Origin of the sequence: Rudanella paleaurantiibacter, from assembly GCF_009184635.1 — a bacterium.
Lineage (GTDB): Bacteria > Bacteroidota > Bacteroidia > Cytophagales > Spirosomataceae > Rudanella > Rudanella paleaurantiibacter.
In genome coordinates this window covers 295,107-320,785 of record NZ_WELI01000001.1, presented here as the reverse complement: position 1 = coordinate 320,785, position 25,679 = coordinate 295,107, and the positions used below count along the sequence as shown (strand labels likewise).

At 54.7% G+C, this 25,679-nt stretch carries 25 protein-coding genes; 14 read left to right on the top strand and 11 right to left on the bottom strand.

Translation table 11 applies throughout. The features are described from left to right. Window positions 1-34: 34 nt before the first annotated feature. From gatA to F5984_RS01375, 3 genes are all read right to left on the bottom strand, one after another. Window positions 35-1,480, bottom strand: coding sequence for an Asp-tRNA(Asn)/Glu-tRNA(Gln) amidotransferase subunit GatA (gatA, locus tag F5984_RS01385; RefSeq protein WP_246168764.1), 1,446 nt, complete (start codon window positions 1,478-1,480; stop codon window positions 35-37). 149 nt (window positions 1,481-1,629) lie between these two features. Next, window positions 1,630-1,833: a twin-arginine translocase TatA/TatE family subunit gene (locus F5984_RS01380; protein ID WP_019987899.1), complete on the bottom strand. Its 204-nt coding sequence runs from the start codon at window positions 1,831-1,833 to the stop codon at window positions 1,630-1,632. 139 nt (window positions 1,834-1,972) lie between these two features. After that, window positions 1,973-2,398 (bottom strand): YkvA family protein, encoded by a 426-nt coding sequence (locus F5984_RS01375; RefSeq protein WP_152122110.1) that lies wholly within the window; start codon window positions 2,396-2,398, stop codon window positions 1,973-1,975. Between the two features lie 277 nt (window positions 2,399-2,675). On the opposite strand from F5984_RS01375, the gene mdh reads away from it, so the two are divergent. The 5 genes from mdh to F5984_RS01350 all read left to right on the top strand — a co-directional run bounded on the left by mdh (window position 2,676) and on the right by F5984_RS01350 (window position 6,836). Continuing rightward, window positions 2,676-3,617, top strand: coding sequence for a malate dehydrogenase (gene mdh, locus F5984_RS01370; protein WP_019987901.1), 942 nt, complete (start codon window positions 2,676-2,678; stop codon window positions 3,615-3,617). A 279-nt stretch (window positions 3,618-3,896) separates the two neighbouring features. Continuing rightward, window positions 3,897-4,595 carry a LolA family protein gene (locus F5984_RS01365; RefSeq protein ID WP_152122109.1) on the top strand — a complete coding sequence of 233 codons (699 nt, stop codon included), beginning with the start codon at window positions 3,897-3,899 and terminating at the stop codon, window positions 4,593-4,595. 153 nt (window positions 4,596-4,748) lie between these two features. Continuing rightward, on the top strand, window positions 4,749-5,177 hold the full coding sequence (gene yidD, locus F5984_RS01360; RefSeq protein WP_246168763.1) for a membrane protein insertion efficiency factor YidD: 429 nt from the start codon (window positions 4,749-4,751) through the stop codon (window positions 5,175-5,177). After that, on the top strand, window positions 5,174-6,043 hold the full coding sequence (locus tag F5984_RS01355) for a hypothetical protein (protein ID WP_152122105.1): 870 nt from the start codon (window positions 5,174-5,176) through the stop codon (window positions 6,041-6,043). The genes yidD and F5984_RS01355 overlap by 4 nt, the downstream gene beginning before the upstream one ends. Further along, window positions 6,006-6,836, top strand: coding sequence for a tetratricopeptide repeat protein (locus F5984_RS01350; protein WP_246168762.1), 831 nt, complete (start codon window positions 6,006-6,008; stop codon window positions 6,834-6,836). Before F5984_RS01355 ends, F5984_RS01350 begins: the two co-directional genes overlap by 38 nt. 139 nt (window positions 6,837-6,975) lie before the next feature. Here F5984_RS01350 and F5984_RS01345 read toward each other — a convergent pair whose 3' ends face one another. Continuing rightward, entirely contained in the window at window positions 6,976-7,416 is a 441-nt protein-coding gene (locus tag F5984_RS01345; RefSeq protein WP_246168761.1) for a TM2 domain-containing protein, read from the bottom strand. Between the two features lie 206 nt (window positions 7,417-7,622). After that, window positions 7,623-7,817, bottom strand: a complete 195-nt coding sequence (locus F5984_RS01340; RefSeq protein WP_027302881.1) for a cold-shock protein — start codon at window positions 7,815-7,817, stop codon at window positions 7,623-7,625. 325 nt (window positions 7,818-8,142) lie between these two features. Here F5984_RS01340 and F5984_RS01335 point away from each other — a divergent pair, with 325 nt between their 5' ends. Next, window positions 8,143-8,364, top strand: a complete 222-nt coding sequence (locus tag F5984_RS01335; protein ID WP_152122103.1) for a PspC domain-containing protein — start codon at window positions 8,143-8,145, stop codon at window positions 8,362-8,364. A gap of 57 nt (window positions 8,365-8,421) precedes the next feature. On the opposite strand, the gene F5984_RS01330 is transcribed toward F5984_RS01335, so the two are convergent. The 3 genes from F5984_RS01330 to F5984_RS01320 form a co-directional block, all read right to left on the bottom strand. Continuing rightward, complete coding sequence (locus tag F5984_RS01330) at window positions 8,422-9,456, bottom strand: glycosyltransferase family 2 protein (RefSeq protein ID WP_152122101.1); 1,035 nt, start codon at window positions 9,454-9,456, stop codon at window positions 8,422-8,424. 87 nt (window positions 9,457-9,543) lie between these two features. Next, window positions 9,544-9,906, bottom strand: a complete 363-nt coding sequence (locus F5984_RS01325) for a YbaB/EbfC family nucleoid-associated protein (protein ID WP_152122100.1) — start codon at window positions 9,904-9,906, stop codon at window positions 9,544-9,546. A 227-nt stretch (window positions 9,907-10,133) separates the two neighbouring features. Then, window positions 10,134-12,218 (bottom strand): T9SS type B sorting domain-containing protein, encoded by a 2,085-nt coding sequence (locus F5984_RS01320; protein WP_152122098.1) that lies wholly within the window; start codon window positions 12,216-12,218, stop codon window positions 10,134-10,136. Window positions 12,219-12,363: 145 nt separating this feature from the next. Here F5984_RS01320 and F5984_RS01315 point away from each other — a divergent pair, with 145 nt between their 5' ends. The 8 genes from F5984_RS01315 (at window position 12,364) to F5984_RS01280 (ending at window position 20,640) form a co-directional block, all read left to right on the top strand. After that, a complete protein-coding gene (locus tag F5984_RS01315; RefSeq protein WP_152122096.1) occupies window positions 12,364-13,605 on the top strand; it encodes a bifunctional 3,4-dihydroxy-2-butanone-4-phosphate synthase/GTP cyclohydrolase II in 1,242 nt (413 codons plus the stop codon). Between the two features lie 225 nt (window positions 13,606-13,830). Continuing rightward, complete coding sequence (locus F5984_RS01310) at window positions 13,831-14,706, top strand: COG4315 family predicted lipoprotein (protein WP_246168759.1); 876 nt, start codon at window positions 13,831-13,833, stop codon at window positions 14,704-14,706. Between the two features lie 94 nt (window positions 14,707-14,800). Then, on the top strand, window positions 14,801-15,373 hold the full coding sequence (locus F5984_RS01305; protein WP_152122093.1) for an RNA polymerase sigma factor: 573 nt from the start codon (window positions 14,801-14,803) through the stop codon (window positions 15,371-15,373). Beyond that, window positions 15,354-16,964 (top strand): hypothetical protein, encoded by a 1,611-nt coding sequence (locus tag F5984_RS01300; protein WP_152122091.1) that lies wholly within the window; start codon window positions 15,354-15,356, stop codon window positions 16,962-16,964. The genes F5984_RS01305 and F5984_RS01300 overlap by 20 nt, the downstream gene beginning before the upstream one ends. 80 nt (window positions 16,965-17,044) lie before the next feature. Then, window positions 17,045-17,551, top strand: coding sequence for a QcrA and Rieske domain-containing protein (locus tag F5984_RS01295; RefSeq protein WP_152122089.1), 507 nt, complete (start codon window positions 17,045-17,047; stop codon window positions 17,549-17,551). A gap of 152 nt (window positions 17,552-17,703) precedes the next feature. Further along, a complete protein-coding gene (locus F5984_RS01290; RefSeq protein ID WP_246168757.1) occupies window positions 17,704-18,375 on the top strand; it encodes a hypothetical protein in 672 nt (223 codons plus the stop codon). Between the two features lie 24 nt (window positions 18,376-18,399). Next, window positions 18,400-19,011, top strand: coding sequence for a YceI family protein (locus tag F5984_RS01285; protein WP_152122087.1), 612 nt, complete (start codon window positions 18,400-18,402; stop codon window positions 19,009-19,011). A gap of 99 nt (window positions 19,012-19,110) precedes the next feature. Then, window positions 19,111-20,640 (top strand): S8 family peptidase, encoded by a 1,530-nt coding sequence (locus F5984_RS01280; RefSeq protein ID WP_152122085.1) that lies wholly within the window; start codon window positions 19,111-19,113, stop codon window positions 20,638-20,640. 78 nt (window positions 20,641-20,718) lie between these two features. On the opposite strand, the gene F5984_RS01275 is transcribed toward F5984_RS01280, so the two are convergent. The 3 genes from F5984_RS01275 to F5984_RS01265 all read right to left on the bottom strand — a co-directional run bounded on the left by F5984_RS01275 (window position 20,719) and on the right by F5984_RS01265 (window position 25,612). After that, window positions 20,719-21,990, bottom strand: a complete 1,272-nt coding sequence (locus F5984_RS01275) for a TCR/Tet family MFS transporter (RefSeq protein WP_152122083.1) — start codon at window positions 21,988-21,990, stop codon at window positions 20,719-20,721. Window positions 21,991-22,083: 93 nt separating this feature from the next. Then, on the bottom strand, window positions 22,084-23,205 hold the full coding sequence (gene dnaN, locus F5984_RS01270) for a DNA polymerase III subunit beta (RefSeq protein ID WP_152122081.1): 1,122 nt from the start codon (window positions 23,203-23,205) through the stop codon (window positions 22,084-22,086). Between the two features lie 106 nt (window positions 23,206-23,311). Beyond that, window positions 23,312-25,612 (bottom strand): IPT/TIG domain-containing protein, encoded by a 2,301-nt coding sequence (locus tag F5984_RS01265; RefSeq protein ID WP_152122080.1) that lies wholly within the window; start codon window positions 25,610-25,612, stop codon window positions 23,312-23,314. Between the last annotated feature and the right edge of the window lie 67 nt (window positions 25,613-25,679).

The following is a 25,679-nucleotide window of genomic DNA, read 5'->3' as shown; positions in this document are numbered from 1 at the left end:
TAAGCCTCAAACTCAAAATTACTCCTAAAAGCATTTACAAATCGGTAATCTCCTGTGCTATGGCCACCAACGAGGCTTCGGCGAAAGGCGAGGCCATCAGTTGCAGGCCAATGGGTAAGCCCTCAGGCGTGGCACCGTTGGGAATTGATATAGCCGGGTAACCCACCACATTAGCCTGAACGGTGAAAATGTCGGCTAAGTACATCTGAAGCGGATCGTCGTCAGGATTTCGGCCGGTTTTTTCACCCAATTTAAATGCCGGGCTGGGCGTAGTGGGCGACAGGAGAAAATCATACTCAGCAAACAACCGCTCGGTCTCTTCCCGAATCAGCCGACGAACCTGCTGCGCCTTGGTGTAATACGCATCGTAGTAGCTGGCGCTCAGGGCAAACGTCCCAAGCAAAATCCGCCGACGAACCTCGGAACCGAAGCCTTCAGTCCGGCTTTTTTTGTACAGCTCAATCAAGTCGGTGGCCTCGGCAGTCCGGTGGCCGTAGCGCACCCCATCAAATCGCGACAGGTTGGAGCTGGCTTCGGCCGTTGTCAGAATGTAGTACGTAGGCAGCAGTGAATCGAGCAGCGACAAGCTCACCGGTTCCACGGTATGACCAGCCGCCCGCAGGGCATCGATGGTGCGTTGGGTAGCCTCACGAATGCTCGCATCCACACCAGGGCTCTCTACCCCATCGCGGAGGTACGCAATCCGCCGGGGGGCACTCGCCATTTGGGTAGCCGCGCTGTAGGCTTCCACCGGGCGGTTCGACACAGTGCTGTCGAACTCGTCGGGGCCAGCCATAATTTCGAGCAGAAGCGCGCAATCGGCGGGGGTGTGGGCAATGGGACCCACGCAATCAAACGAAGAAGCGTAGGCAATCAGACCCCAGCGGCTGATGCGCCCGTAGGTAGGCTTGAGGCCCGTAACTCCGCAAAAAGCGGCCGGCTGCCGAACGGAGCCCCCGGTGTCGGAGCCGATACTGGCCAGGCAAAGACCTGCCTGCACGGCCACTGCCGAACCACCGCTCGACCCACCCGGCACCCGCGTGGGGTCGGCCGCGTTGCGGACAGGCCCAAAAGCCGATGTCTCGTTCGACGATCCCATGGCAAATTCGTCGCAGTTTTGGCGACCGATCACAATGGCATCTTCATCGAGCAACCGTTGTACAGCCGTGGCCGTAAACTGAGCCACAAAGCCATCGAGCATGTGGCTACCCGCCTGCAAGCCGTGGCCGGCATGGCTGAGTACGTCTTTCAGACCGATGACCATACCCGCCAATCGCCCTACGGGTTCGTTGGCCGCCCAGCGCCGGTCGAGATCGTCGGCACGTTGGCGGGCCTCCTCGGCATAAACCTCCGTAAAAACGTTGAGATGTCGGTTCTCCTCAATACGGGCGAGGTATCCATCCACCAGTTGGCGGCAGGTAATGGTGCCCGCCCGGAGGTCGGCCTGAACCAAAGAAAAGCTACGGTAGTAATCGGTCACGATATGAAAGTCAAAAGCCAAAAATCGCTACGGAGGGGCAAAAAGTCAAAAGTCGCAGATCAAAAGTCGACCTACGCAGTCACGATGAATGCGTCAACCGACTTTTGATCTGCGACTTCAGGCCGCGTGGGCGGCTCGACAAATTCTGCTTATTTCGTTTCTCTCAGTCCGTCCTCGATATTCTCGCGAACGTCTTTCGTGGCATCCTTGAACTCACGGATACCTTTTCCCAGGCCACGGGCCAATTCGGGAAGTTTTTTCGCGCCGAACATCAGGACGATCACTGCAAAGATCAGAATCAATTCTCCTGTGCCCAGTCCTCCAAGGAAACCTAAAATGGATGCGAAAGTCATAATTTTTGGGATTTGAATATATGCAAAGTTAAAGTAAAAGAACGTAAAATGAATAATGCAGAATGAATAATCAACTGTCTGACAGGTTGGCCAAAGGCTCCGCATCAACCATTATTCATTAACCATTCCTCATTAAAAGTTAGCCAATCGGGATAATATCCTTCCGGCTCTCCCACTGTGCAAACTTCTCCAGATCGTCTTTTACGGAACTGAACAGCCACATCAACAGGGCAATATCATCGGTCAGACCAATGACCGGCAGTAAGTCCGGTATAAAGTCTATGGGCGACACAAAGTAAATCAGTACGGCCAGCATCCGAAGCAGCGTTTTCCAGGGTATCTCGCGATACTCGCCCGACGCGTACGCTTTGAGCAGGCGGGTCAACAGGCTAAGCTGCGCGCGAATGCCTGCGTTGGCTCCCGAGAGGCCACCCGACTTCTGAAGGGCGTCCTGCACTAATTTCAGGATACTGCGGCTGTTTTTGGCCGTTCGGTAAGCGCGACCGCCTGCCGACCGGAAAAAAACTGATTTGAGCACACGCGACAAAAGACTGCTTTTTTCCATCTATACTTTTGTTGGCCGGTTGTTTGGGTGAAAAGATCATGGTGGAACCGTCCAGACGTATAACATCAAACGGGTCGAATATATTTCAAAACTGAGCCACAGGCCCAATTTATTTTGCAAGGTCAGAGCGCACCGTGGGCGGCAAACCCGTTTACAAAAAGATGTGGGCAGTTTGCCATATCTCTTTCAAAATAGATTGGTTTGTCCACAATCCAGGCCGTAATTTTGCGGCCGGTTTCAAAACGTCAAAACCCGGACAGCAGTCCTTTATAACCGTATGAAAATAACCGTAGTAGGAGCAGGTGCCGTTGGGGCAACCTGCGCCGATAACATCGCCCGCCGTCAACTCGCTCAGGAAGTCGTATTGCTCGACATCAAAGAAGGTCTCAGCGAAGGCAAGGCACTCGATATGTTTCAGACGGCCACCCTTTGTGGCTTCGATACCAAAATCACGGGCTCTACCAATGATTACGCAAAAACAGCGGGTTCAGATGTAGTCGTGATCACGTCGGGTCTGCCCCGCAAGCCCGGTATGACGCGTGAAGAACTGATTGGCACAAACGCCAATATCGTGAAGGGCGTAACCGATAACATCCTGAAGCACTCACCCGAAGCGATCATCATCATTGTGTCGAACCCGATGGACACAATGACCTACCTGTCGCTCAAAACATCAGGGCTGCCCAAAAACCGGATCATCGGTATGGGTGGTATTCTTGACTCGGCCCGCTTCAAAACGTATCTGTCATTGGCCCTCGACTGCCCCCCGAACGATATTCAGGGTACTGTAATCGGCGGTCACGGTGATACGACCATGATTCCGCTCACGCGTTTGGCTACCCGCAACGGTATTCCGGTTGGTCAGTTCCTCGACGGTGAGACCCTCCAGAAAGTAGCCGCTGATACCATGGTGGGCGGTGCCACCCTGACCAAACTGATTGGTACGTCGGCTTGGTACGCACCGGGTGCTGCCGTGGCTGAACTGGTTGAGAGCATCGTGCGCGATCAGAAGCACATTTTCCCCTGCTGCGTAGCCCTCGACGGTGAGTACGGTCAGTCGGACATCTGCCTCGGCGTACCCGTAGTGATCGGCAAAAACGGCTGGGAGCAAATCATCGACTACAAACTGAACGACGAAGAGCAGGCGGCCTTCAACAAGTCGGCTGATGCCGTTCGGAACATGAACGACGTACTGAAGACCCTCGATCTGGGCATTTAAGTGAATGTACAATGGGGAATGCGTAATGAGTAATGCATAATGAGTAATGAACAATGATTACCAACCTATTCATTATCCATTTTGCATTATCCACTTTTTTACATTATTCATTCTACATTATTCATTGCCTCAAGTCGTTTCGGGTTTTTAGCTTAGGGGCCCCATTCTCTCCCCTATGTTCCACGTTTGGTGCACTAAAAACCTAAACCACCTAACTGAGTGATTGAGTGAATACTATTTTCGAAATGGGTTCGCTCAATCACTCTCTATTTACGATCCATGAGAAACGTTCTTTTCGCCGGGCTCCTGTTGAGCCTGTTTGCGTTTATAGCGGCCCCACAAACGGTTGAGCGGCTGTCGGCGACAATGACAACCCGGCAGGTACAAAAAGGAAAATCAGTGACGGTCCGGGGCGAGGTGTATTACCAGCGCAATGGTAACATGGTCACACACTTTACTTTTCCGCAGGAGATCGTGATTCTGGCTAACAAGCTGGGCGAAACCCGCATTTATGACCCTCGCCGGAACGCCGTCATGCGCTACCAGAACAACGCGTTCAGCACCTCGACTACCCAACTGGCGTACTTTCTGACGGGGGCTACTGCCGATATGGGCCTTATTCAGCTCGGGTTTGTGCAAGACCGCACTTACAATACCGGCAAACTGCTCGTGACCGAGTGGCGACTCAAAACCCCCGACCCCAAAGCGGCCATTCAACGGGTTAAAGTGGTGTTCGATAAAGCCAACCCGATTTACATGGATTATAAAAACACCGCTGGTAAGGTTATCCGCAAGGTGTTTTACTACAGCTACCAACCAATCGACGGGCGTCCGTTTCCGATGGCGACAACCGAGATTGTGTACGACGGTGCCGACTCAACCGTAGCCAAAACCACCTACGGCGGTATCAAAATCAACGGCGATGCCAACAGTCCATATTTTCAGTACAGCATACCGGCCAATGCCCGTGTCGAATAAATCGTTTGAGCCCTCTGTAGAGCCACACTATCTTGTAGCTCATGTACAGCACATTGTGGCTCTTGTGCGTCAGCCTTTGTCATGGTAAAAATCCCGACTAAAACGCGAAATCTTTTACGGAATACAACGCGAATTATCGCGTCTCTATTCGTGGTGCTTTGCTGCTACCCGGCTCTGGCTCAGAGCCGTCAGCAAGCCGACCTTCAGCTAATTGCCAGCCGGGATTTCCGAACGGGCGACGAGTTTGCGCAGTATCGTCGGGCAGGCAACAGCAACCGTACTCTGGCTACCCGCCGACAAAGCTGGCTGGCGCGTTATAACCCCGTATCGCTCACGCTCAAAGGAGCCATGCTAGGGTATCAGCGGCTCATGTCGCAGCAGTTGGCTCGCTCCTGCCCTTACCAACTCACCTGCTCCAACTTCAGCAAAAGCGCCATTGAACAGTACGGCCTTGTGAAAGGCGTTTTTCTGAGTGCCGACCGCATTACCCGTTGCAACCGCATCGGGTTACTCGACGTACGGCTTATTAACATCAACGAACAGGACGGCACCGTTCTGGATTCTCTCAGCTGGTACCGATGAAATGGCTTCACTATGGGGCGTTGTTGCTTTGGATGAGTTTATCGGGAGCGTACGCGCAACCTCCTATTTCGTTTGGGCGCGAGTGGCAATTTGCGCAGTATCTGGCCGACAAAGAGGCCGTTACTGAAGCCGTTTACGTCCTCGAGCGGCTCGAACCACTGGCCCAAACCAACGCACAGCGCGACTCGCTCAATTATTTTCGGGGCTGGCTTGCCTACACCAGCAAAGACTTAACGGTAGCGCACCGGAAACTTTTGTCGGTATCGGCAACTTCGCCGTTTTACACCAAGTCTCGCTACTTTGGTGCGTACTGCCTTGCCTTTGTCGGCAACCGCGACTCAGCCCGTGTGGCTATGCAAACCCTGCCCACGCCGGACTCGACGTTTCGCGAGCTTAAAGCCCTGCAATTAGGCGGGCTGGCCCTGTTACAACGCCGGTATGCCGACTATGAGGCCCAACGGCAGTCGTTTACCTACCGCTCGTATGCCCTGGTCAATGAACAGCAACGGCTCAACCGTTACGACTCGACCCTGCGTGCCGAAAAACGCCGGTCGCCGTTGGTAGCAGGTCTGTACAGTGCCGCGTTGCCGGGCTTAGGCAAAATTTACGCGGGCAAAACAAAACAGGGGATTGCGGCCTTTCTGCCCATTCTGTCGCTTGGGTTGCTCACGTACGAGGGCCTACGAAAAGATGGCCCGCGCAGTGCCCGGTTCATTGGCTTCGGGTCATTGTTTACGGTTTTCTACGTCGGCAATATCTGGGGCAGTATTCTATCCGTGAAAGTCAAACGCAACGAATTCAGGCGCGAGTATGATAACAAGATTCTGTTTGATATGCACATTCCTGTGCGCAACCTGCTTAACTAACGGGCAGTCGCTGGCGCAGTGGTGGTTGCAACAGGCCGACTCGCTGGCCGGGGCCGGGCGTTTTTTCGAAGCAGGCATCGCCTACGACCGGGTCGGTTTTGAAGAAGCCGATTCGGCGGCCCGGCTGTCGGCTGTATTCGGTAAGGTACACTGCCTGAAACAACAGGGACGATTTGCCCCCGCCGTGCAGTACCTCAACGGCGAGGTCACCAATATCTACCCCGACTCGGTGCTGCTGGTACTACGGCACGAGCAAATTACCTGTGCGTATCTGGCCGGGCAGTTTGAAAACGCCCTCTCCTTACTGGAACGCCTGCCCTACCTTCACCCCGACCGCCCCACCGAAACCCCGCTGACGCGTGTAGTACGGATTCTGTCGCTCAACGAACTACAGCGCTGGCCCGAAGCCGGGGCCGCCTATCAGCAATTGCTTGCGCAGGCTGGTGCCGACACCACAAAGACCCCTTACAGGCAACTCCCCCGGCTCAAGAGCGAACAAAAGGCCGAACGTCTCTCTACGTTCATACCGGGCGGGGGTCAATTTTATGCGGGCAAACCGGGCGAAGCGATCCTGAGCATTCTGGTGCAGTCGGCGGGTTTGTATTTCGGGGTTACCAACTTTCTGGCGGGTTACTACCTCTCGGCCTGGGGTGTTGGAGCCGCCCTGTTCGGGTCGTTTCACGCGGGAGGAATTCGCCGGTCGCAAAATCTCGTCAAGGAATACAACAGCCGACAGGTACGGCAGTTCAATGAGACGGTGAAGAAAGAAGTACTCAAACAGGTAGACAAGTGAATGTACAATGAAGAATATCTGCACTATACATTCGATTGTATCTTGGCACTTAGCCAATAAACCAACGCTGCAAAAGGTATAAAAAAGAAGGCATCTCACCGGGTGAGATGCCTTCTTTCATTTCATAGACTTTGAGCCCTTACTTAGCCCACATAAAGAACTTCGGGTTGTCGATATAAGGCGACAGGTTGTCGTTGTTGATGATCAGGACGATCAAGTCAACAAGAGGTACAACGCCAAAGATACCACCACACGTCAGGATGTAACCAATCCAGGTAAGTGGCTTGGTACCCAGGTACAGACGGTGAATACCCAGACCACCCAGGAACAGGTTCAGCAACAGAGCCGGAACAAACTCTTTGTTGGCTTTCACCTGCGTTGGAGCAGCTGTCATGGCGGTCATTGCCGACTGGTTTTGCAGCATATCGTTCTGCACAACTGACAGGCTGATGTCTTCGCTCTGGGCGATCAACTGCTCTACTTGCTGGTCATCGACCATGTACGCTTCAACGGATGCATCGGCAGCAAAAGCACTCATGCTGGCTACGGTGAGCATCAAGAAAAGGAATACTTTTTTCATGAATGAATTAGTAATAGTGAATCGCGTAAAACTAGGATGAAAAGCAGTACGTCACAAACACAAATATCTATTTTCAACATGAATTGATTTGAACGGTGGGCGAACCCGCTAAAGTGAGCGACAAACTGGATTATAGGTCACAAAAAACCCCGCCTGGTGACCGGGCGGGGTTTGTATGTTGAAAAGTCAGGGACAAGCCCCCTTCCTTACAGTTTCTGTACTTTAACGGCGTTGAGGCCTTTCTTGCCATCAACTACTTCGTACTGTACCTGATCGTTTTCACGGATCGTGACGCCGTTCAGGCCGGTGATGTGTACGAAGATTTCTTTCTTCGACTCATCATCAACAATAAAACCGTACCCTTTGCTTTCGTTGAAAAACTTTACTACTCCTGTTTGCATGATTGTAAAAAGTAAAAAATAAAACATTAAAAAGGCACTTTCTTACAAAGGACGCAATAGGCACCAAAGACGCAAACAAGAGTACTTGGCAATCAACTGAACGCACTTTGTCAGGCAGTGTGTGGCATCTTGATAAGATAACCGACTCCCTTTGAACACAAAAGAAGTAAATTTGTTCCACACAACCGCAAAACTTTTCACTAATTTAAGGCCGTTAAATAAATGGTTTATTTTGAGTAACAGGCCACTAAACAAAATCCTGTAGGTTTTCGTTGTGTAATACCGAGTTCAACGTATATACATTGCCCAGCAGGCGCTTAGCTTCATGAACAAGATCAGATACTTCGTCGAAAAACAAGCTTTTGGTGTTTGCTCAGTTCTGGGTGAACGCATGAATATCTCCGCCAGCAGCATCCGGCTGTATTTCATTTACACCTCGTTTCTGACGCTCGGCTCACCCGTCGTTATTTATCTGGTGCTGGCATTCTGGATGGAGATGAACAAACACCTCCGGCGCCACGCCCACCCTACCATCTGGGAATTGTAGCAGGAGTTTTCCGGGATGGGCTTCCGGGTGCATGCAACATGCGCCTGGAACACACGCCTACCCATTCTCGACCAATTCAGCGTACGTCTGTTTTTTGTTGGCAAAATACTGCCACACAATGCTTTGTTGCACCACCGGCAGCTCGGAGAGTTGTTGTTGGGGTTTCAGCGCCCGGCGTTGTTTCATGAGGGTAGGCAGGTGCCCGTAAAAAGCAAAGTGCGCCCGAATAATAGCCCAGACATCGGCTATCTGCCCCTGTTTCAGAAACAATACCGACGACAGACCGTCGAGTACCAACCGAAACAGCAACTTGGGCCATAACCAGCCCGAAGGCAGGTTTTTGTACAACATGTACAGGCTGTTGCGGTAGTTCAGATACGTTTTGTGGGGGTTTACTTTGGGCAGGGTGCCCCCGCCAACGTGGTACACCGTCGACTCACCACACGCCCAGGCCTCGTAGCCCAGCCGCTGTATGCGCCAGCACCAGTCGATTTCCTCCATGTGGGCAAAAAAATGGGCATCAAAGCCCCCCGACTGGTGAAACACATCGGCCCGAACCACCAGACAGGCCCCCGTTGCCCAGAACACGCGCCGGTTGTCGTTGTACTGCCCCCGGTCGGGCTCGAACGTGGCAAATACACGGCCCCGGCAAAACACGTAGCCGAGGTAGTCGAGGTAGCCACCAGCCGCACCAGCGTGCTCGAAAAGGTCGCGCCGGTTGAAATCACGGATTTTGGGTTGACAGGCCGCAATACGCGGGTTGGCATCCATCAGGCGCAGAATTGGCTCAATCCAGCCTGCAGTCGGTTCAATATCGGAGTTGACGAGCGCGTAATACGTAGCCCCGCCGTGTACCTGCCGAATTTGTTCGAGAGCTTCGTTATAGCCACCGGCATAGCCCGTGTTACGCGTGAGCCGGACGACCGTTACGGCCGGAAAATTGGCCTGCAAATACGCCACCGACCCATCGGTAGAGGCATTGTCGGCCACAAAAACCGGGTGCCCGTCGGCGTGTTGGAGTACCAGCGGCAGAAACTGCTCCAGAAATGTTTGTCCGTTGTAGTTAAGGATAACTAAGGCAAGCCGGGTCATTCAGATGGTTTGCGGCTTACAGATTTGAGCTCCCAGCGGCAGCTAACTGCAAACTGTAAACACGCAACTGTAAACTATTTTTAAAAGTTACGGCATCATGCTACCCAGGTCCATTCCGGGAATATTGGGCAATAGGCCTTCGGTCGATTTGCGAAGGTGTTCACGGATTTTGGGCTCCATTGTCTCCATGGCTTTGTTGATGGCCGCTACCACCAGATCCTGAAGCATCTCACGGTCGTCGTTGGAGGTACCGATTGATTTCACCATGTCCGGATCAATGTCAAGTTTGATCACCTGCTTGAGACCATTGACGGTGGCCCGCACCATACCCGCCCCCGACTCGCCTGTTTCGGTGAGAGTGGAGAGACTCTGTTGGGCTTCCTGCATTCGGGCCTGAATGTCTTTCATCTTCCCGAACATGTCCATCATATTTCCTAAGTTTCCGAACATATCTTCTTTAAGTTTTTCGTTTATGGTTTTTCGTTTGGAGTTGCTGACGCCCGATTACTCGCCTACGCCCCAGCTCTCATAAACCACATCGGGTGAACGCTCACCACTAAAACTGTCTTGCACCCCACCCCAACCCCTCCCCGATAGGGAGGGACTAGGCTTACGCTCAACTTAGGCCCCTCCCTATCGGGAAGGGGTTGGGGTGGGGTACTTAAAACAACTGTCTTTTACCGAATCAGCAGCACTGAATCTGATTTGACGGTCTTTTTGCCCGATCCATCGGTCACCTCAACGCGCCAGACGTAGGTACTCGCCGGAGCAGGCTGCCCGTTGAGGGTGCCGTCCCAGCCGTCGTTCTCGTCGGAACTTGTAGTGCTGTAGATCACCGAGCCCCAGCGATCGAAGATAGTCAGCCGGTAGTTGTCGGTGAAAAACCCTTTCGCCTGGAAACGGTCGTTGATACCGTCGCCGTTCGGGGTGAAGGCCGTCGGTGCAAAGATACCGGCTTCGAGGTTCAATTCATACGGGTTCGACCGGCTACTGAACCCATTGGTGGCTGTAGCCACAATCACAAACCGGTACAAGGGCAGGTCGGGGTCGCTGCGGTCGGGCTCAAAATGGGTGTTACTACCCACCGGTTGCCGGCGTAACACATTGCCCGTGATTCGGTCAATGATTTCAACTTCGTACTCCACTACGGGAATTGGGCCAAAGGGTGAGTCGGCGGTCCAGTCGAGGGCACCCGGCGAATCGGAGCGCAACCAGATGGTACAAGCCGAGGCCGAGGGGTCCGACTCCTGCCCGCAGGCATTGCGATACACCACCCGGTAGCAATACGCCTGACTGCTCGTTTTGGCCGATTTGTCAATAAAAATAGCGTCGTTGGTTGTTTGCCCCACTACATTGAACGGCCCGCTGGGCGAGTCGGCGCGGGAGATAATCGTAGTAAAATTGGTGGTAGCCCCCACGCTCGGCTGTAACGCCTGATACCGAACCGACCCATCCGTTTCAACACTCACCCGAATGTCAGTCATAGGCTGGGGCGGTTGCCCGTTGGAGCCCGTCACACAAATAGAGTTGGAAACAATGGTTGTATTACCAATCTGCGCCTGTACCTGATAGCAATACCGCTCCCCACAAACAATCCCGTTGGCATCTGTATACGTGCTGGTATTGCGGTTTGAGGCCCCCTGAATAGGCAACGTGAAACCATCTTTGTTGAGGCTCCAGCGGAAACTACCACTGGTGGTGGCCGTGTATGGCGCCCATGTCAGATCAACCCGGTTAGCCCCCGACTGCGCATTTAACACAATACTGCAATATTCTTCGGTCGAGGTCGGTGCCGGGCATTCGCTCGCGGTACGCAGTTGAAAACACTGGCTTTGGGCCGTATTGGCTGCGATAGTAACCGTTTGGCCGCTCAGGGCTGTTTGGTTGGTAGGCTGAAACGCTCCTCCGGCACCCCGTTGCCAGATCTGAATGGGTGTATTGGCTGCGCCCTGCACCCGCATTCGAATGGTGTTGGCATCTACGGTGGTCAGATTGGTAACCACGGGGGGCGCGGGCGGGGTATCAACAGGCGTTACGGTAAACGTACTTTGGAGCGCATTGCAGTCACTTACATTGAAGTACCGTCCCTCAACCTTGATCGTCACCGGGTTGGTACTGGTGTACGTATGCTCAATAGCGGGTCCGTTCTGGGCCTGCGTGGTATAGTAATCAATGACAGCCCCATCGCCCCAATCAACCCGAACAGCGTCGTACTGACTGGTGATGTTTGTCAGCGCAAAGCTCAGGGTTGCTTTCCGCCCCGAACAGGAAACAGCCGAAAACGAAATAGGTGCATTGGGCAGTACAGTGACGGTTTCGCACTTAGCCAGAGGAGCATTTGTTCCACCACCACTTCCAATTTGTAGAATGGTGTAAGTGCCGGGTGTAGAACTTGTAGGGAGCGTAACGGTGGAGGTACCGGTCAAGTCGGAGACACCGCCGGTGGTGGGTAAACCGTTGCCATTGTAGCCAAAAATGTACTGGATATTTTTTGCACCAGCTACCGTGTTCGTCACCGAAAAATTGGTGTTGCTATTGGCACATACCCGTGTGCGGTTGAGGGTAAAACCTCCCGCCGTAACGCCGGGCTGCGGCTGGCAATAGTTCTGCGCCAGGGAGATACCTCCGCCAAACCACCCCAGAGCGATAGCGGCCCAGCCCAGTACCTTCAACAACCGGCCCGATACAGCAACGCCGTAAACCGCCCGGTTAAACGCAACCCAACCGGGCGCAAAGCCCCGGTAATCCACAAAGCACCTCACAGAAAGTAACCGTTTGATCGTTATCTAAAATCCGTTTGCTGATGCATTATCAACGCCTTACGGGTCGTTTTAGCGCCCTCCCGAACGTATCTTTGTGGTGAATCGTTAGTTCATCAACAAATTCACTGCTACCAGCCAACTCGCTATGAGCAATAATAATACCAGTAGTGATGAAAATCCGATTCGGCTCGACCGAATTGAGGACGCCATCGCTGCCATCCGTGACGGAAAGATTATCCTCGTCGTTGACGATGAGGACCGTGAGAATGAAGGCGACATGATTTGTGCCGCCGAAAAGATTACGCCCGAAATTGTCAACTTCATGACCAAAGAAGGGCGCGGTCTTATGTGCGCCCCGCTTACGCAGGAACGCTGCGACGAATTGGGCCTTACCATGATGGTTGGCGACAATACCTCGGTGCACACTACTCCGTTTACGGTTTCGGTCGATTTGCTCGGTAACGGCTGTACCACAGGCATTTCGGCTTCTGACCGATCTAAAACCATTCAGGCGCTCGTAGACCCCAACACCCGACCCGAAGATTTGGGCCGCCCCGGGCATATTTTCCCGCTTCGGGCCGTTGAAGGGGGCGTAATCCGGCGGGCCGGCCATACCGAGGCCGCCGTTGATCTGGCCCGGCTGGCGGGTCTGCAACCCGTAGGCGTGCTGATTGAAGTCCTGAACGAAGATGGTACGATGGCCCGGTTGCCGCAACTCCGCGAAATTGCCGACCGGTTTGGTATGGTGCTCGTGAGTATTCAGGATCTGATTGCGTACCGGCTTCGTACGGAGAGCCTTATCCGGCGCGAAATTGGCGTAGACATGCCCACCGAGTGGGGGCATTTCGACCTGATCGCGTTTAAACAAACCAACACCGACGATACGCACCTGGCCCTGGTGAAAGGGTCCTGGGAGCCGGGCGAGCCCGTGCTGGTGCGTGTACATTCATCGTGCGTCACGGGCGATATTTTCGGATCGTGCCGGTGCGACTGCGGGGGGCAACTCCACGCGGCCATGAGCATGGTTGAGCGCGAAGGTAAAGGCGTGGTGCTGTACATGAATCAGGAAGGGCGCGGTATCGGGCTGATTAACAAACTGAAGGCGTATAAACTTCAGGAGCTGGGCCGCGACACGGTAGAGGCTAACCTGGAGCTGGGCCTGCCAATGGACGCCCGCGACTACGGCGTAGGCGCTCAGATTATGCGCGACCTCGGCATCAGCAAAGTCCGGCTCATTTCGAACAACCCTAAGAAACGGGCGGGTCTTATGGGTTACGGCATTGAAATTGTCGACTCCGTTGCCATCGAAATTCCGGCCAACCCCCACAACGAAGCCTATCTGCGCACCAAACGCGACAAGATGGGTCACGCGATCCTGAAGGGGTAAACGTTTTTAGTGACGCGTTGCGGAAACGTCTACCTGACACGTAGCCCGGAACCCACCAAAAACGATAAACCAGAAACAATAAACCGAAAATAGACCCTCAAAAGCTGGAAGATCCCGGTTTTGAGGGTTTATTTTTTGCCCGACGCAACTGTCCGCCATTACGCTCCGTATTGTCAGATGAACCGGTTCAACTGTCGTATTGCCAATTCACAATCACTGTTGACTATGCATTTTACTATTCCTGGCCGCAGCCTGTTTCTGGCGCTGGCCGTGACTCTTTCCATGATGGCCTGCGATAACGACACCACCGAACCGGTTGGTGCAGTTGATGACGCAAGTGTAAATCTCACCACCACCGCACTCGGGCCGGTTCTGACGGGCAGTGGCGGCAAAACGCTCTACTTCTTTGCTTCGGATGTCAATGGAACATCGGCTTGCACATCCCCCCAATGCCTAACCAACTGGGTTACCTTCTACGCGGAGCCGAGCGCCCTGCAAGTGGGTACCGGGCTCAATGCAACCGACTTTACCGTGATTAACCGGCCCGATGGGCGGCTCCAGACGGCTTACAAAGGCTGGCCGCTGTACTATTTTAAAAACGATGCCAAAGCGGGCGATGTACTCGGCGACAATGTGGGCGGGGTCTGGATGGCAGCCAAACCCAATTACTCCATTCTGATCGGGAACACCCAACTGGTGGGGCACGATGGCAAAAATTATGTCACCGCCAATACTATCGCTTATACCGAAGGCACCGGTAGCACCCTGTATTTGACCGACGCCCGCGGAATGGCCCTATACGCATTTGCGAATGACCGGAAAAACAAGAATAATTACACCCGGCAGGACTTTAGCAACAACCCCACCTGGCCGCTGTTTGAAGTTCCGGCGTCGGCTCTGGGCGAATTGCCCTCGTCGCTGAAAAAAGCAGACTTCGGCAGCATTACGGTTTTTGGGCGCAACCAGTTGACTTATAAAGGCTGGCCGTTGTATTACTTCGGCGGAGATGGTACCACACGCGGAGCCACCAAAGGGGTTAGTTTTCCCCGGCCCAACGTTTGGCCCATTGTCAATGCCAGTACACCCGAAGCACCCATTTAGTACCCCACCTAAAGCAGGCTATTGGCACACGCCCGCCTTGCTCTCGGTGCAATTGCTCAAGAGTAACGACCCGTTTTGATGAACGCTTGATCGGATGGCTAACTCGCCCAACTCACCGGCTCTACCTGACCTGATCGCTCGTTGCCTGCGCAATGAGCGACGGGGCCAGGAACTGCTTTACCGGCAGTTTTACGGGTACGCCATGAGCGTTTGTATGCGGTACACCCACTCGCGGGAAGAAGCCCTAGAAGTGCTCAATGATGGGTTTCTGAAAGTGTTCACCCGGCTCGATGGGTACGACATCAACCAGCCATTCAAGGGTTGGCTCCGCCGAATCCTGATCAACACGGCCGTTGACCACTACCGGGCGTCGGTACGCCATCAGCACGAAGATATGGGCGAAGCCGGACACGTATCGACCGATATGGCCGATGCGTACAGCCAACTCGCCCACGAAGAATTGATTGCACTTATTCAACAACTGTCGCCAGCTTACCGGCTGGTATTTAACCTGTACGTGATTGACGGATTTAGCCACGACGAAATAGCCGGGCAACTCGGGATTTCGGTGGGCGCATCGAAATCAAACTTAGCCAGAGCGCGGGAAAACCTGCGGGCCATGATTCAAAAAAAAGGCAACGATGAGTATGCAAGAGCAACCCGATAACGACGCGGCCTTCGACGGCCTCGACCGGCTCTTCAGAAAATCAGCTGAAGAGTTTGAGCCCCCGTATGACCCTGCCGCCTGGACAAGCATGAGCGCCCAGCTCGACGAGCGCGACCGAATTGCGGGCTGGGGTAGGCTGCTCCGCTGGAGCCTGGGCCTGTTGGGCCTCCTTCTGCTGCTAAGCGGAGGTTGGTACAGCTACCGGCAGGCCCAAAGCGAGCCCACAGCCCTGCCCAGACAAGGGGCAGCCCCCCGATTGCCGGTTGGAGCAGCGGCTTCGGGCGGGCAGCCCCTTGCCCGGGCCGCTTCGCAGTCACAACCGGTAGCTGAGCAATCTGCCATTCGCAGCGGAACCGACAACCCAGCCGGTAGCGAAACGGGTGTGTCGGCGGCCAAACCCGCCGTGCCTGGGCAACCAGCCGTAGCAACAGCGACCAACAGCCCAGCGGGCGTAGTGTTACGCCCAACGCAGGCTACGAACCCGGTGCCAAACCGACCGTTGACCAAAATACAGACAACAGTACCCGAAGCCGATGATCAACGCATAGCCATCAACCTTCGGGAGCGGGCAAACCCCCGCAACGACATTGCCGGACGACCTACATACCAACCTATGCAGAGTGAGACCAGCCAGAATCGGCGACTGCGCTGGCCCGTCGTCCGGCAACCTTTATCGGCTCGCTACACGGCCGCCAACCGCGACACACCTTCCGGCCTGGCAATCCGGGCCGAAGCTGACCAGGGTATTCAGGCTCCCCCGGCTCAGCCAACGGATGGAGTTCCGAATCGCCCAGACGCCTTGCGGTCAGAAGCAGACGTAGAAACGGATGGAATCACACCAACTGAAACGGCTCTCCCGTCTGAGCCGACAACGACCCTGACGCATCGGCAAGCGCTGCATTGGCCCCAGTGGACAACCCTCGATATACCCGACCGCACGGCCCCACCCGTAGTAAACGCCCCTGTAGCGAGCCAACCCGTGCGGGAGCAGGGGCTGAGTGTTCGGCTGGTGGTTTCGCCTGATCTGAGCGGTATTGGCCTTTCGGGCTTTACCCGGCCCGGCACCAACGCCGGTTTGCTGGCCGAGTACCGCATTACCAATCGGTGGAGCGTGCAGGCTGGTCTTATTCGCAGCGTTAAGTTGTACAACGCCCGGGCCGATCAGTATTACTGGCCGGGGTATCTGAAATGGCCCGTTCGGCCGGTAGGCGTCGAAGGGCGGTGTGATATGTTCGACGTGCCGATCAATATTCGATATGATGTATTCCAACGGACAGTTAACCCGCAGCGGCCACCCGCCCGTGTGTTTGTGAGCGCCGGAGCCACCACGTACATCATGCGCAAAGAAACCTACGACTACCAGTACGAAGACCCCACCGACCCGCGCATCCGGTTTCGGTCCTGGTCGGGCAATACCGGTCGGTACGGGTTCAGTCAGTTAAATATCTCGGCTGGTTACGAACGTCCCCTGAGTCGGCGTTTTTCGTGGCAAGTGGAGCCGTTTCTGAAAATGTCGCTGAAAGAAATTGGCTATTTTAAAGTCCATTTATTCAGCACAGGCGCTTTTTTATCACTCCGTTACAAACTGTAGGCTTCCACATTTCGTACAGATGTACAGAGCATGCCAACTTTTTCGTTCAATTCGTGTAACTACATTTAAACAACCCACGTATGCAATCCGAAGTAACCACCGAACCAATCAACCGGGGTCAATTTTTACGTAGTTTGGGGCTCAGCAGCGGTGCCCTCATGGCCCTGTACTGCATGGGAACACTTACCTCCTGCTCCAGCAGCAACGAGCCAGCCACGGTTACGCCTGCTCCAACTCCCGGCGCAGGCACAGGTCTGACCGGTAATCTCGACCCCACCAAAGGCGTGGTTGATTTCACCATCGACCTGAACAACACGACCTACTCGAAGCTGAAAACCGAAGGCGAGTTTGTGCAACTGGGTCAGATTGTAGTTGCCAATGCGCAGGGAACGCTGGTGGCCCTCAGCAACGTGTGTACCCATCAGGGCGGGCAGCTTTCGTACCGTAAAGCGAATAACGATTTTCAGTGTAACGTGCATGCGGGGCTGTTTACCACAACGGGTGCCGTGAAGCAATCTCCGCCCACGGCTCCTGTAAAAGCGTACAAAGCCACCCGTACCGGCGATTCGCTGCGCATTGTAGCTTAGAAGCTGTTCGAATTAATCGCTTTAGTCTACAAGGGCATCTTTTGGCCGTTGGCCTCTTAATTTTTCTTCCCCGCGGGGGGGGTACCCTTCGCGGGGAGCTTTTCGGCCCCCTAATCGGCCGTTTCTTCCGCTCTCATTCCTTTAACGGAACCATGAAACATCTTTTTTGGGTCTTCGCCCTGAGTGTTTTGCTCACACCTGCTTTTGGGCAAACAAGCCCCGCCGACACGCTCAAGCCTAACGCGGGCGCTACGTCGGCCGATGACCTGCTGGCTGGTTTGACCGACTCGACGGAGGCAGCTCCCCTCATGCCCCGGCACATGATTTTCACGCAACGCGCCTTCTGGGGGCCTAAAGGACTGCTGCGCCTGACCAACATAGCTCCGCTTACACCCGAAGGGCGGGCTAAAGAGCTGAAAATCCGGCGCACTATGCTCGTCACCCATCAGGTTCTTGGATTTGCGACATTGGCGGGTTTTGTGGCCCAGGGTATTGTGGGGTCGCGGCTTTACAAGGCACAAGGCACCGAGATTCTCCGGATTCGTGAAACCCACAGCAACCTAGCAACGGCCATTAACATTGGCTACACCACCACGGCCCTGCTGTCGCTGACGGCCCCGCCCAAGATGGTGAGCGAACGCCGGGGGCCTAGTTCCATCAAGCTGCACAAGTATTTGGCCATATTGCACATGGCGGGCATGGTTGCCACCAATATTCTGTCGGAACAGGCGTCGAAAAACGATCAGTTGAAAAGCTGGCACCGGGCCGCAGCCTTTACTACGTTTGGGGCTTATGCAGCCTCTATCATTGCGATCAAATTTTAGGCATCACCTGTAATCAACTCAGTCATGAACGTCTTCCAAACCGGCAGAGCTCTGCTCCTGTCAGGCGGTTTTCTTGCGCTCTTTAGTTTTATTTCGCCCGATACCCCAACTCGGCCGGGCATCCGCAATACAGGCGCACACCACGTCGCCAAACGTAAACTGATGGCCGACAAAAAAGCGTCGACCATCACCTACGCCATGCGGCACCCCATGCATACGTGGGAGGGTGTTTGCCGCGATGTGACCGGCGCCATTGTGTTCGATGATGAATCGAAAAAGGTAGAAACCGTGGCTATTGTGGCCAAGGTGGCCTCGTTCGACAGTCAGAACGCCAACCGCGACTCGCACGCCATTGAAGTGCTGGAGGGAATCAAATACCCCAACGTAACCTTTGCGAGCCAACAGGTTCAGGACGATGGGTCTGGCAAACTGACCGTGACTGGCAGACTCACGTTTCATGGCATTACCAGAGCGGTCACGGTACCCGTTGTGCGGAAAGAAAGCGGAGGTATGACGGTATACGAAGGTTCGTTTATAACCAAGCTCACCGACCATGAGATCGAGAAGCCAAGCCTGATGATGGTGCCCGTAGAAGATGAGCTAAAGATCAAATTTTCGCTGGCGTTTCGGATGTAGATGCATAAGCAATCGAACATTTGTCTAACCAGAAAACAAAAATTAATTCGATTAATGCTATAGTTCTGTATTTTGGTGGCCTAACTCTTTTCCTTTGTTATGCACAACAAACTTTACGGAACTACACTACTCGTGGCACTTCTGGCGCAGAGTTGCCAGGTGAATACCGACATTCAGACGGCCCCAGCCACGCTGCGCTCCAATACCGAGATTGACGCCTTTATCCGAACAACGCTGCAACAAAAAGGTGATTTCCGTTGGGCAATGGCCTCCGACGAACTGGTTTGGAGTGCCCTGCGGCAGTCCGACGGAGTAGTGTCGGTCGGGTACAAACCAGCCGGTTTATCGGCGGATCTGCGCGAGACTATTCACACTATCGACATTCAGGATGCCCCCTGGCAACAGGCCCGACAGCAACTGCTCGATCTGGTGCTACAAACCGAGCAGCAAACCGACCCAACCCTGAAAGCAGCCGATCTGGTGGCGTTTTCGGAAGAAACCCTGCCCGTACTCGATCTGCGGGTGAAACGCCTGGAGACTATCCAGCAGTTGCGGGCGTCGGGGTTGGTGCGGTACGTGGAGCCGATGGGCTATCAGCCCGGCCAAAGCGACAGCCGCGCCAAAACGGCTTCAAGTAGCGGATGCGGATCTAATATTGCAGATATTCCCCTGACCGAAGGAGCCGATTATACAACCCTCGCCCCCGGTACCAAGTCGCCCTGGAACCACCCCTACCACGGCATCCGCGACGCCTGGAGCCGAAGCACCGGAGCAGGCACCAAAATTTTGCTTATCGATACCGGTCTCAGCGACACCCAGGACAACCTCGGCAGTGCGTTCAATCAGGGAAGCTCAACCGGGCGCACCATCGAAAAACGAGTTACACTGCCCAAAGCCTGGTTCTGGTCGTCGGCCGAAACCCCCAACGATGGCTGTGGGCACGGCACCGCCATGGCGGGGGCCATGGTAGCGCCACGAGGTACCGACGGTGCCGCTATGGGCGTTGCTTACAATGCCAGTCTGGTGAGCGTTCGGGCAGCCACCGATGTTTTTCTGGACGAATCGCGTGAAATGAAAGGCGTTGCCGATGCGTACATTCTGGCCGGTAACCGCGACGACATCAAAATCACGAGTATGTCGCTCGGTACTATTCTGTACAATTCACAGGTGGCCGACGCCATTCGGTACGCTTTCAACAAAGGGAAGCTGATGTTTTGCGCGGGAGGTACCTCGTTTGGCTGGTCGGCGGGCTGGACAGGGGTCATTTTCCCCGCCAGTATGTCAGAAGTTCAGGCGATTACGGGTATTCAGGACAACCTGAGCCAACGCTGCGAAACCTGCCACGAAGGAGCCGAAATCGACTTTGTGGTGGTCATGGAAAAAGCCGCCAACCGTCGGCACATCCCAACGCTGGCAATGAATGGCAACCCACCCTCAACGGTAGGAGGCTCTTCAGTCGCTACAGCCACCACAGCAGGCATGGCGGCCCTGGTTTGGTCGCAAAACCCAACCGCGACCCGCGCTCAGATTCTGGACCGCCTGAGCCGGTCGGCCAGCAACTACCCCAACCGAAGCAGCAACTTTGGCTGGGGCCGCATCAATGTCAATGCCGCCCTTACGGCATTCTAAGTGAATGAACAATGTAAAATGCATAATTGAATTACCTACTCAAAGCCAGTCACTTCATTATGCATTTTACATTGTTCATTATACATTTAATTCAGTCTGAGTACTCACCAGTTTCGGCTTACGAAAACCGCGCCAGGCCAGCACGGCACTTATCACCGTCAGCACGGCGCTGAGCACATAGGGGGCACCCGGAAAATACACCGGCGCACCCGCACTGGTAAAGTACGAAAACAGGTTGGTCATGATGAGCGGCCCAAAAATGGACGTGGTGCTGGCCAGACTCGTCAGGGCACCCTGCACCTCGCCCTGCTCATTGGCAGGTACCTGCGTTGAGATAATACCCTGAATCGACGGCCCGGCGATGCCCCCGAGGGCATAAACTCCCATGAACGCAAACATCATCCAGCTCTGGGTGGCCATAGCGAAAAGGGCAAACCCAACCGCCGAAAACATGAGCCCAACATACACCGACCGCTGCTGCCCTAGCTTCGGAATAATAATCCGGGTGAGGCCGCCCTGCACGATGGCAAAGCACAGGCCAATCATTGCCAGCGACCAGCCAACAATTTCCTCATCCCAGCCAAACTTTTCCATGGTGTAAAACGTCCAGGTACCCTGCACCGAAAAGCCAGCGATGTAGATCAGCACGAGCGAGGCCACCAGCCCCAGGATAACCGGGTAATGGCCCAGCCGGAGCAGAGAGCCCACGGGGTTGGCCCGTCGCCAGTCGAACGGCCGACGATTTTCAGGAGCCAGTGATTCGGGTAACACAAACAGGCCATACAGAAAATTGACAAACGAGAGGCCGGCGGCCACAAAAAATGGCGTTCGTGGGCCAAACTGAGCGAGTGTACCACCCAGCGCGGGGCCGAGAATAAAGCCAACCCCAAACGCAGCCCCCACAAGCCCGAAGTTCTGCGCCCGTTTTTCGGGGGTGCTGATGTCGGCAATGTACGCGCTCGCCGTGGTAAAGCTGGCTCCGGTAACGCCCGCCAGTAAACGACCCAGAAAAAGCCACTCAATGGTTGGCGCAAAGCCGGTCAGCGTATAGTCGATCCCAAACCCAAGCAACGAAAACAGCAGCACCGGCCGACGGCCGTACCGGTCGCTGAGTCCACCCAGCACGGGGGCAAACATAAATTGCATACCGGCATACGCAAATGTCAGCCAGCCACCATAACGGGCCGCCTGGCTCAGATCGCCCTGAATGAGTTGCTCAATCAGCTTGGGCACCACCGGAATAATGATGCCTAACCCCGTCACGTCGATCAGAAGGGTGATAAAAATAAACACGAGGGCGGGGCCACGCTTGGCCGAGCCACCACGGGCCTGGGTAGATTGAGTCGACATAAGAAAGGAATGCGAAATGATGAATGGGCTGGTGCGCAGGAGTTTATCTGGCACCAGCCCATTCATCATTTCGCATTATGCATTACGCATTAATTAAGCGTATGTATTCAGCATCACCGGCATCACCAGCATCAGCAGTTCTTCGTTTTCTTCCTTGTCGGCCGGGATAATAAGACCCGCCCGGTTTGGCGCCGACATTTCGAGCGAAATCATCTTGGCGCTCAGGTTTCCGAGCATCTCCACGAGCAGCTTGGCGTTGAATCCGATCTCCATCGGTACTCCTTCGTAGTCGCACAAAAGAATTTCGTTGGCCTCGTTCGAGTAATCAAGGTCTTCGGCCGAAATCGTGAGCTTATTGTCTTTCAGCGACAGCCGAATCTGGTGCGTTGTGCGGTTGGCGTAGATCATAATCCGCTTGAGCGAATTGAGCAGATCGGTACGGCCAATCGTCATGACGTTTGTATTGTTGGTCGGGATAGCGTTTTCGTAGTCCGGAAAACGCTCATCAATCAGGCGGCAGATCAGCTGCGTAGTGCTAAACGAGAACGACGCGTTGGCCTGACTGAACTCAGCCCGTACATCAACTCCCTCGGGCAACGACGCCTTGAGGAGCTGGAGGGCTTTCCGGGGCACGATAAGCGAGGTATTGGCCGAGCCCGAGATGTCGGTCCGGCGGTAACGGATCAGGCGGTGGCCATCAGTAGCCACAAACGTGGCCTTATCGTCGCTCAGGTTCAGGTACACCCCCGTCATGGCCGGGCGCAGATCGTCGGTGCTGGTCGCAAAAACGGTGTTATTGATCGCGTCGAGCAGGGCATCAGACGACAATTCGACCGACAGATTTTTGTTGACCGCCGGGATTTTGGGGAAATCAATCGGGTTTTCGCCGGAGAGTTTGTAACGGCCGTTATCAGTCAGAATCTGCGTACCAAACGTTTCGGTATCGATCTGGAACGTGACGGGTTGTTCGGGCAGGCTCCGCAGGGTGTCGAGCAGCAGCTTGGCCGGAATCGCAATCGACCCATTCTCCGTCGCATCAACCGGGATTTGGGTGGTCATGGTCGTCTGGAGGTCTGAAGCCGTAACGGTCAGTGTCCCGTCCTCGATTTTAAAGAGGAAATTCTCTAAAATGGGCACAATGGGGTTCGACGCAACTACCCCGTTTATATTGGAAAGATTCTTAAGAAGAACCGAGGAGGAGACGATAAATTTCATAAGGCCTGTGTTGATTACAATAGAGCAAAACTAAAGAAAAAGGTGGTACTTTCTATGCCGTACGGGGCATAAGTTTACGTAAAGCGAGTGGGCGTTTCTCCAGCCCTCATCGCACCGAGAAACTACTTAAGGTACAGCTGGTACCCGCTTCGTTGGTGATGCAGATAGGCCCGGTTGTTGCGTCGGCGGGGACCGTCACAATAAGTCCCTGGGGCGTGGTGCCGGTGCCTCTGAACCGGGCCGCCGACGATTTACCATTGCCAAACCGAACTTCCTTTGTCGACGCCAGATTAGCACCGGTTATGGTAATCTCGGCTCCGACAGCGGCCGTTGTGACCGACAAAGCAAGGTTGGCGGGTGGCAGCAGGGCATTGAAATTTACCGTTGTGCAGGTTGTTCCACCTTCGTTGGTGAGACAGATAGGCCCATCCAGCGCGTCGCTTGGCACCGTCACAATCAGGCTTTGCCCTGACACTCTGAACAAGGCCGGATTGGACCGCCCGTTGTTAAACCGCACTTCCCGCACATTAGTCAGGTTGGTACCTGTAATGGTAATGGTGCCTCCCAACGTACTACTGGTAGGTGTAAACAGGACATTAGCTGGTGGAGCCAACACGGTAAAACTACCAATGGAGCAGGCTGTTCCGGCCTCGTTAGTGAGACAAATGGGGCCATTCTGCGCGTCGGTGGGGACCGTCACAATCAAGTTTTGCCCCGATACCCTGAACCGAGCGGGGGTTGAGCGGCCGTTACTAAACCGCACTTCCGTAACATCGGTCAGGTTTTGGCCAGTCACGTTGATATCGGTGCCTACCCGAGCCAGGTCGGGGCCAAATGCAATGCCCGCTGGAGCCCGAAGAGCAGTAAACGATACGGCGGTTGTGGTTTCGCCTGCGTCGTTGACTACCCGCACGGGGCCACTCTGCGCGTCGTTGGGCACGCGTACCCACACCTCGCCGTCGGTATCGCGGCCGTCGTTCTGGGCGGGGTTGGCGCTACCGGCAAAATACACCTTCGCATTGAGCAAAAACGTTCCGAACACCTGCACCCGGTTACCCACAATGGCTTTACGGGTAAATTCGGTCACAGTGGGCGGCAACACCACGGTCAGGCTGCGGGCACTGGTTACACTACCCGCCCGGTTAGTCAGCACAATGGGTCCCGTGGTAGCGTCGGGCGGCACGGTAAGCTTCACCTCCGAGCTTTCGATCCGGCTTGTGATAGCGGCCGGGCGACCGTTCACCGTCGCGCCGGTTATTCGGTAAACGCTTTGGCCATTGACGGTCACCTCGCGCCCACGCAGGGTACGCAACGGCGTAAACGTCAGCCCCGATGGCGCGTTGTAGTACAGTATGGACTGGGTACTGGTGATGCTACCGCCGAGACTGGTCAGAGTCACGAAAAACTCACCGGTTTGCGGGCGGTCGGGCAAGGTCACTTCGAGCTGCGTATCGCTCAGGACTCTGAAGGTGGCGGGCAGGTTTCCGACCGTCACTGCCGACACATCGCGAAGGTTACGACCGCTGATAATCAACCGATCACCCCGAATCCCTTCGGTAATACTGAACCCATTTGGATTGATGGTAGGCGCAAACGCCACCAGGACGCTGTCGGCGCTGGTGACGGTGAGCTGATCGTACAACGTAACGGCTATTTTACCGGATGTAGCCGTGGGAGGCAGGCTAAACCGAAGCTCAGTATCGGTATTTTTGGTGATAGGCATCACCTGGCCATTGAGTCGCACCACGCCATCAAACAGGTTTTTTCCCTGCACCGTCACTTCTTCCGACAAACGCGGCCGACGGGGTGAGAAGGCCGTAATTTCGGGGGTACCGGCAATCAGATACGGTCGGTTTGTGATTCCGCCTACGGTTTCGACCTGTAGATTTTGCGGCCCGCGCGGCACCACCGGCACTGTGACCGTGATGGACTGGGGGGTGTTGGCCACAAATGTGTTGACCCCGCCCGGTCCAAACCGCACCCAGACCAATTGGTCGAGGTAATCACCGGTGATAACGACGTTCTGCCCTGGCAAGGCATTGCCCGGCGTTACGTTGTTCACAACAGGGAGTGGTTGCAGCACCGAGAACGCGACCGGATCGGTAATACCTTGCTCGTTGGCCACTTGCACCATAGCCAGGCCAATGGGCATCCGGGGTACGTTTACTTTGATTGTCTGATCATTGGCCTCTTTTACCTCAGCCGGAAACACAATGCCGTCTTTACCAAAGGTGACCGTTGGTTTATCGCTAAACTGATACCCTGTCAGGGTGATTTCCTGCCCAATGGGCGAGCGATTCGGCAAAGCCTGAGTAAGTTCGGGGGGGTACTTTTGCACCCGGCAACCCACCAACACAACTAAGCACAAAAGGGCAAACAGAGCCCGCACACGTATAATCTTTACCATCAGAATCAACCCGCCGATACAGTGTCGGCCACAAAAGTACAGAAAAACGGGTATCCTCTTTCGCTCC

Bases quoted from the DNA above. Each gene is read 5' to 3' on its own strand.
- mdh (WP_019987901.1), top strand. From the start codon at position 2,676: ATGAAAATAACCGTAGTAGGAGCAGGTGCCGTTGGGGCAACCTGCGCC.
- F5984_RS01365 (WP_152122109.1), top strand. From the start codon at position 3,897: ATGAGAAACGTTCTTTTCGCCGGGCTCCTGTTGAGCCTGTTTGCGTTT.
- F5984_RS01295 (WP_152122089.1), top strand. From the start codon at position 17,045: ATGCAATCCGAAGTAACCACCGAACCAATCAACCGGGGTCAATTTTTA.
- F5984_RS01345 (WP_246168761.1), bottom strand. From the start codon at position 7,416: ATGAAAAAAGTATTCCTTTTCTTGATGCTCACCGTAGCCAGCATGAGT.
- F5984_RS01310 (WP_246168759.1), top strand. From the start codon at position 13,831: ATGCATTTTACTATTCCTGGCCGCAGCCTGTTTCTGGCGCTGGCCGTG.
- F5984_RS01375 (WP_152122110.1), bottom strand. From the start codon at position 2,398: ATGGAAAAAAGCAGTCTTTTGTCGCGTGTGCTCAAATCAGTTTTTTTC.
- F5984_RS01380 (WP_019987899.1), bottom strand. From the start codon at position 1,833: ATGACTTTCGCATCCATTTTAGGTTTCCTTGGAGGACTGGGCACAGGA.
- F5984_RS01275 (WP_152122083.1), bottom strand. From the start codon at position 21,990: ATGTCGACTCAATCTACCCAGGCCCGTGGTGGCTCGGCCAAGCGTGGC.
- F5984_RS01300 (WP_152122091.1), top strand. From the start codon at position 15,354: ATGCAAGAGCAACCCGATAACGACGCGGCCTTCGACGGCCTCGACCGG.
- F5984_RS01340 (WP_027302881.1), bottom strand. From the start codon at position 7,817: ATGCAAACAGGAGTAGTAAAGTTTTTCAACGAAAGCAAAGGGTACGGT.
- F5984_RS01305 (WP_152122093.1), top strand. From the start codon at position 14,801: ATGGCTAACTCGCCCAACTCACCGGCTCTACCTGACCTGATCGCTCGT.
- F5984_RS01290 (WP_246168757.1), top strand. From the start codon at position 17,704: ATGAAACATCTTTTTTGGGTCTTCGCCCTGAGTGTTTTGCTCACACCT.
- dnaN (WP_152122081.1), bottom strand. From the start codon at position 23,205: ATGAAATTTATCGTCTCCTCCTCGGTTCTTCTTAAGAATCTTTCCAAT.
- F5984_RS01355 (WP_152122105.1), top strand. From the start codon at position 5,174: ATGAAATGGCTTCACTATGGGGCGTTGTTGCTTTGGATGAGTTTATCG.
- F5984_RS01315 (WP_152122096.1), top strand. From the start codon at position 12,364: ATGAGCAATAATAATACCAGTAGTGATGAAAATCCGATTCGGCTCGAC.
- F5984_RS01265 (WP_152122080.1), bottom strand. From the start codon at position 25,612: ATGGTAAAGATTATACGTGTGCGGGCTCTGTTTGCCCTTTTGTGCTTA.
- F5984_RS01335 (WP_152122103.1), top strand. From the start codon at position 8,143: ATGAACAAGATCAGATACTTCGTCGAAAAACAAGCTTTTGGTGTTTGC.
- F5984_RS01285 (WP_152122087.1), top strand. From the start codon at position 18,400: ATGAACGTCTTCCAAACCGGCAGAGCTCTGCTCCTGTCAGGCGGTTTT.
- F5984_RS01325 (WP_152122100.1), bottom strand. From the start codon at position 9,906: ATGTTCGGAAACTTAGGAAATATGATGGACATGTTCGGGAAGATGAAA.
- F5984_RS01280 (WP_152122085.1), top strand. From the start codon at position 19,111: ATGCACAACAAACTTTACGGAACTACACTACTCGTGGCACTTCTGGCG.
- F5984_RS01330 (WP_152122101.1), bottom strand. From the start codon at position 9,456: ATGACCCGGCTTGCCTTAGTTATCCTTAACTACAACGGACAAACATTT.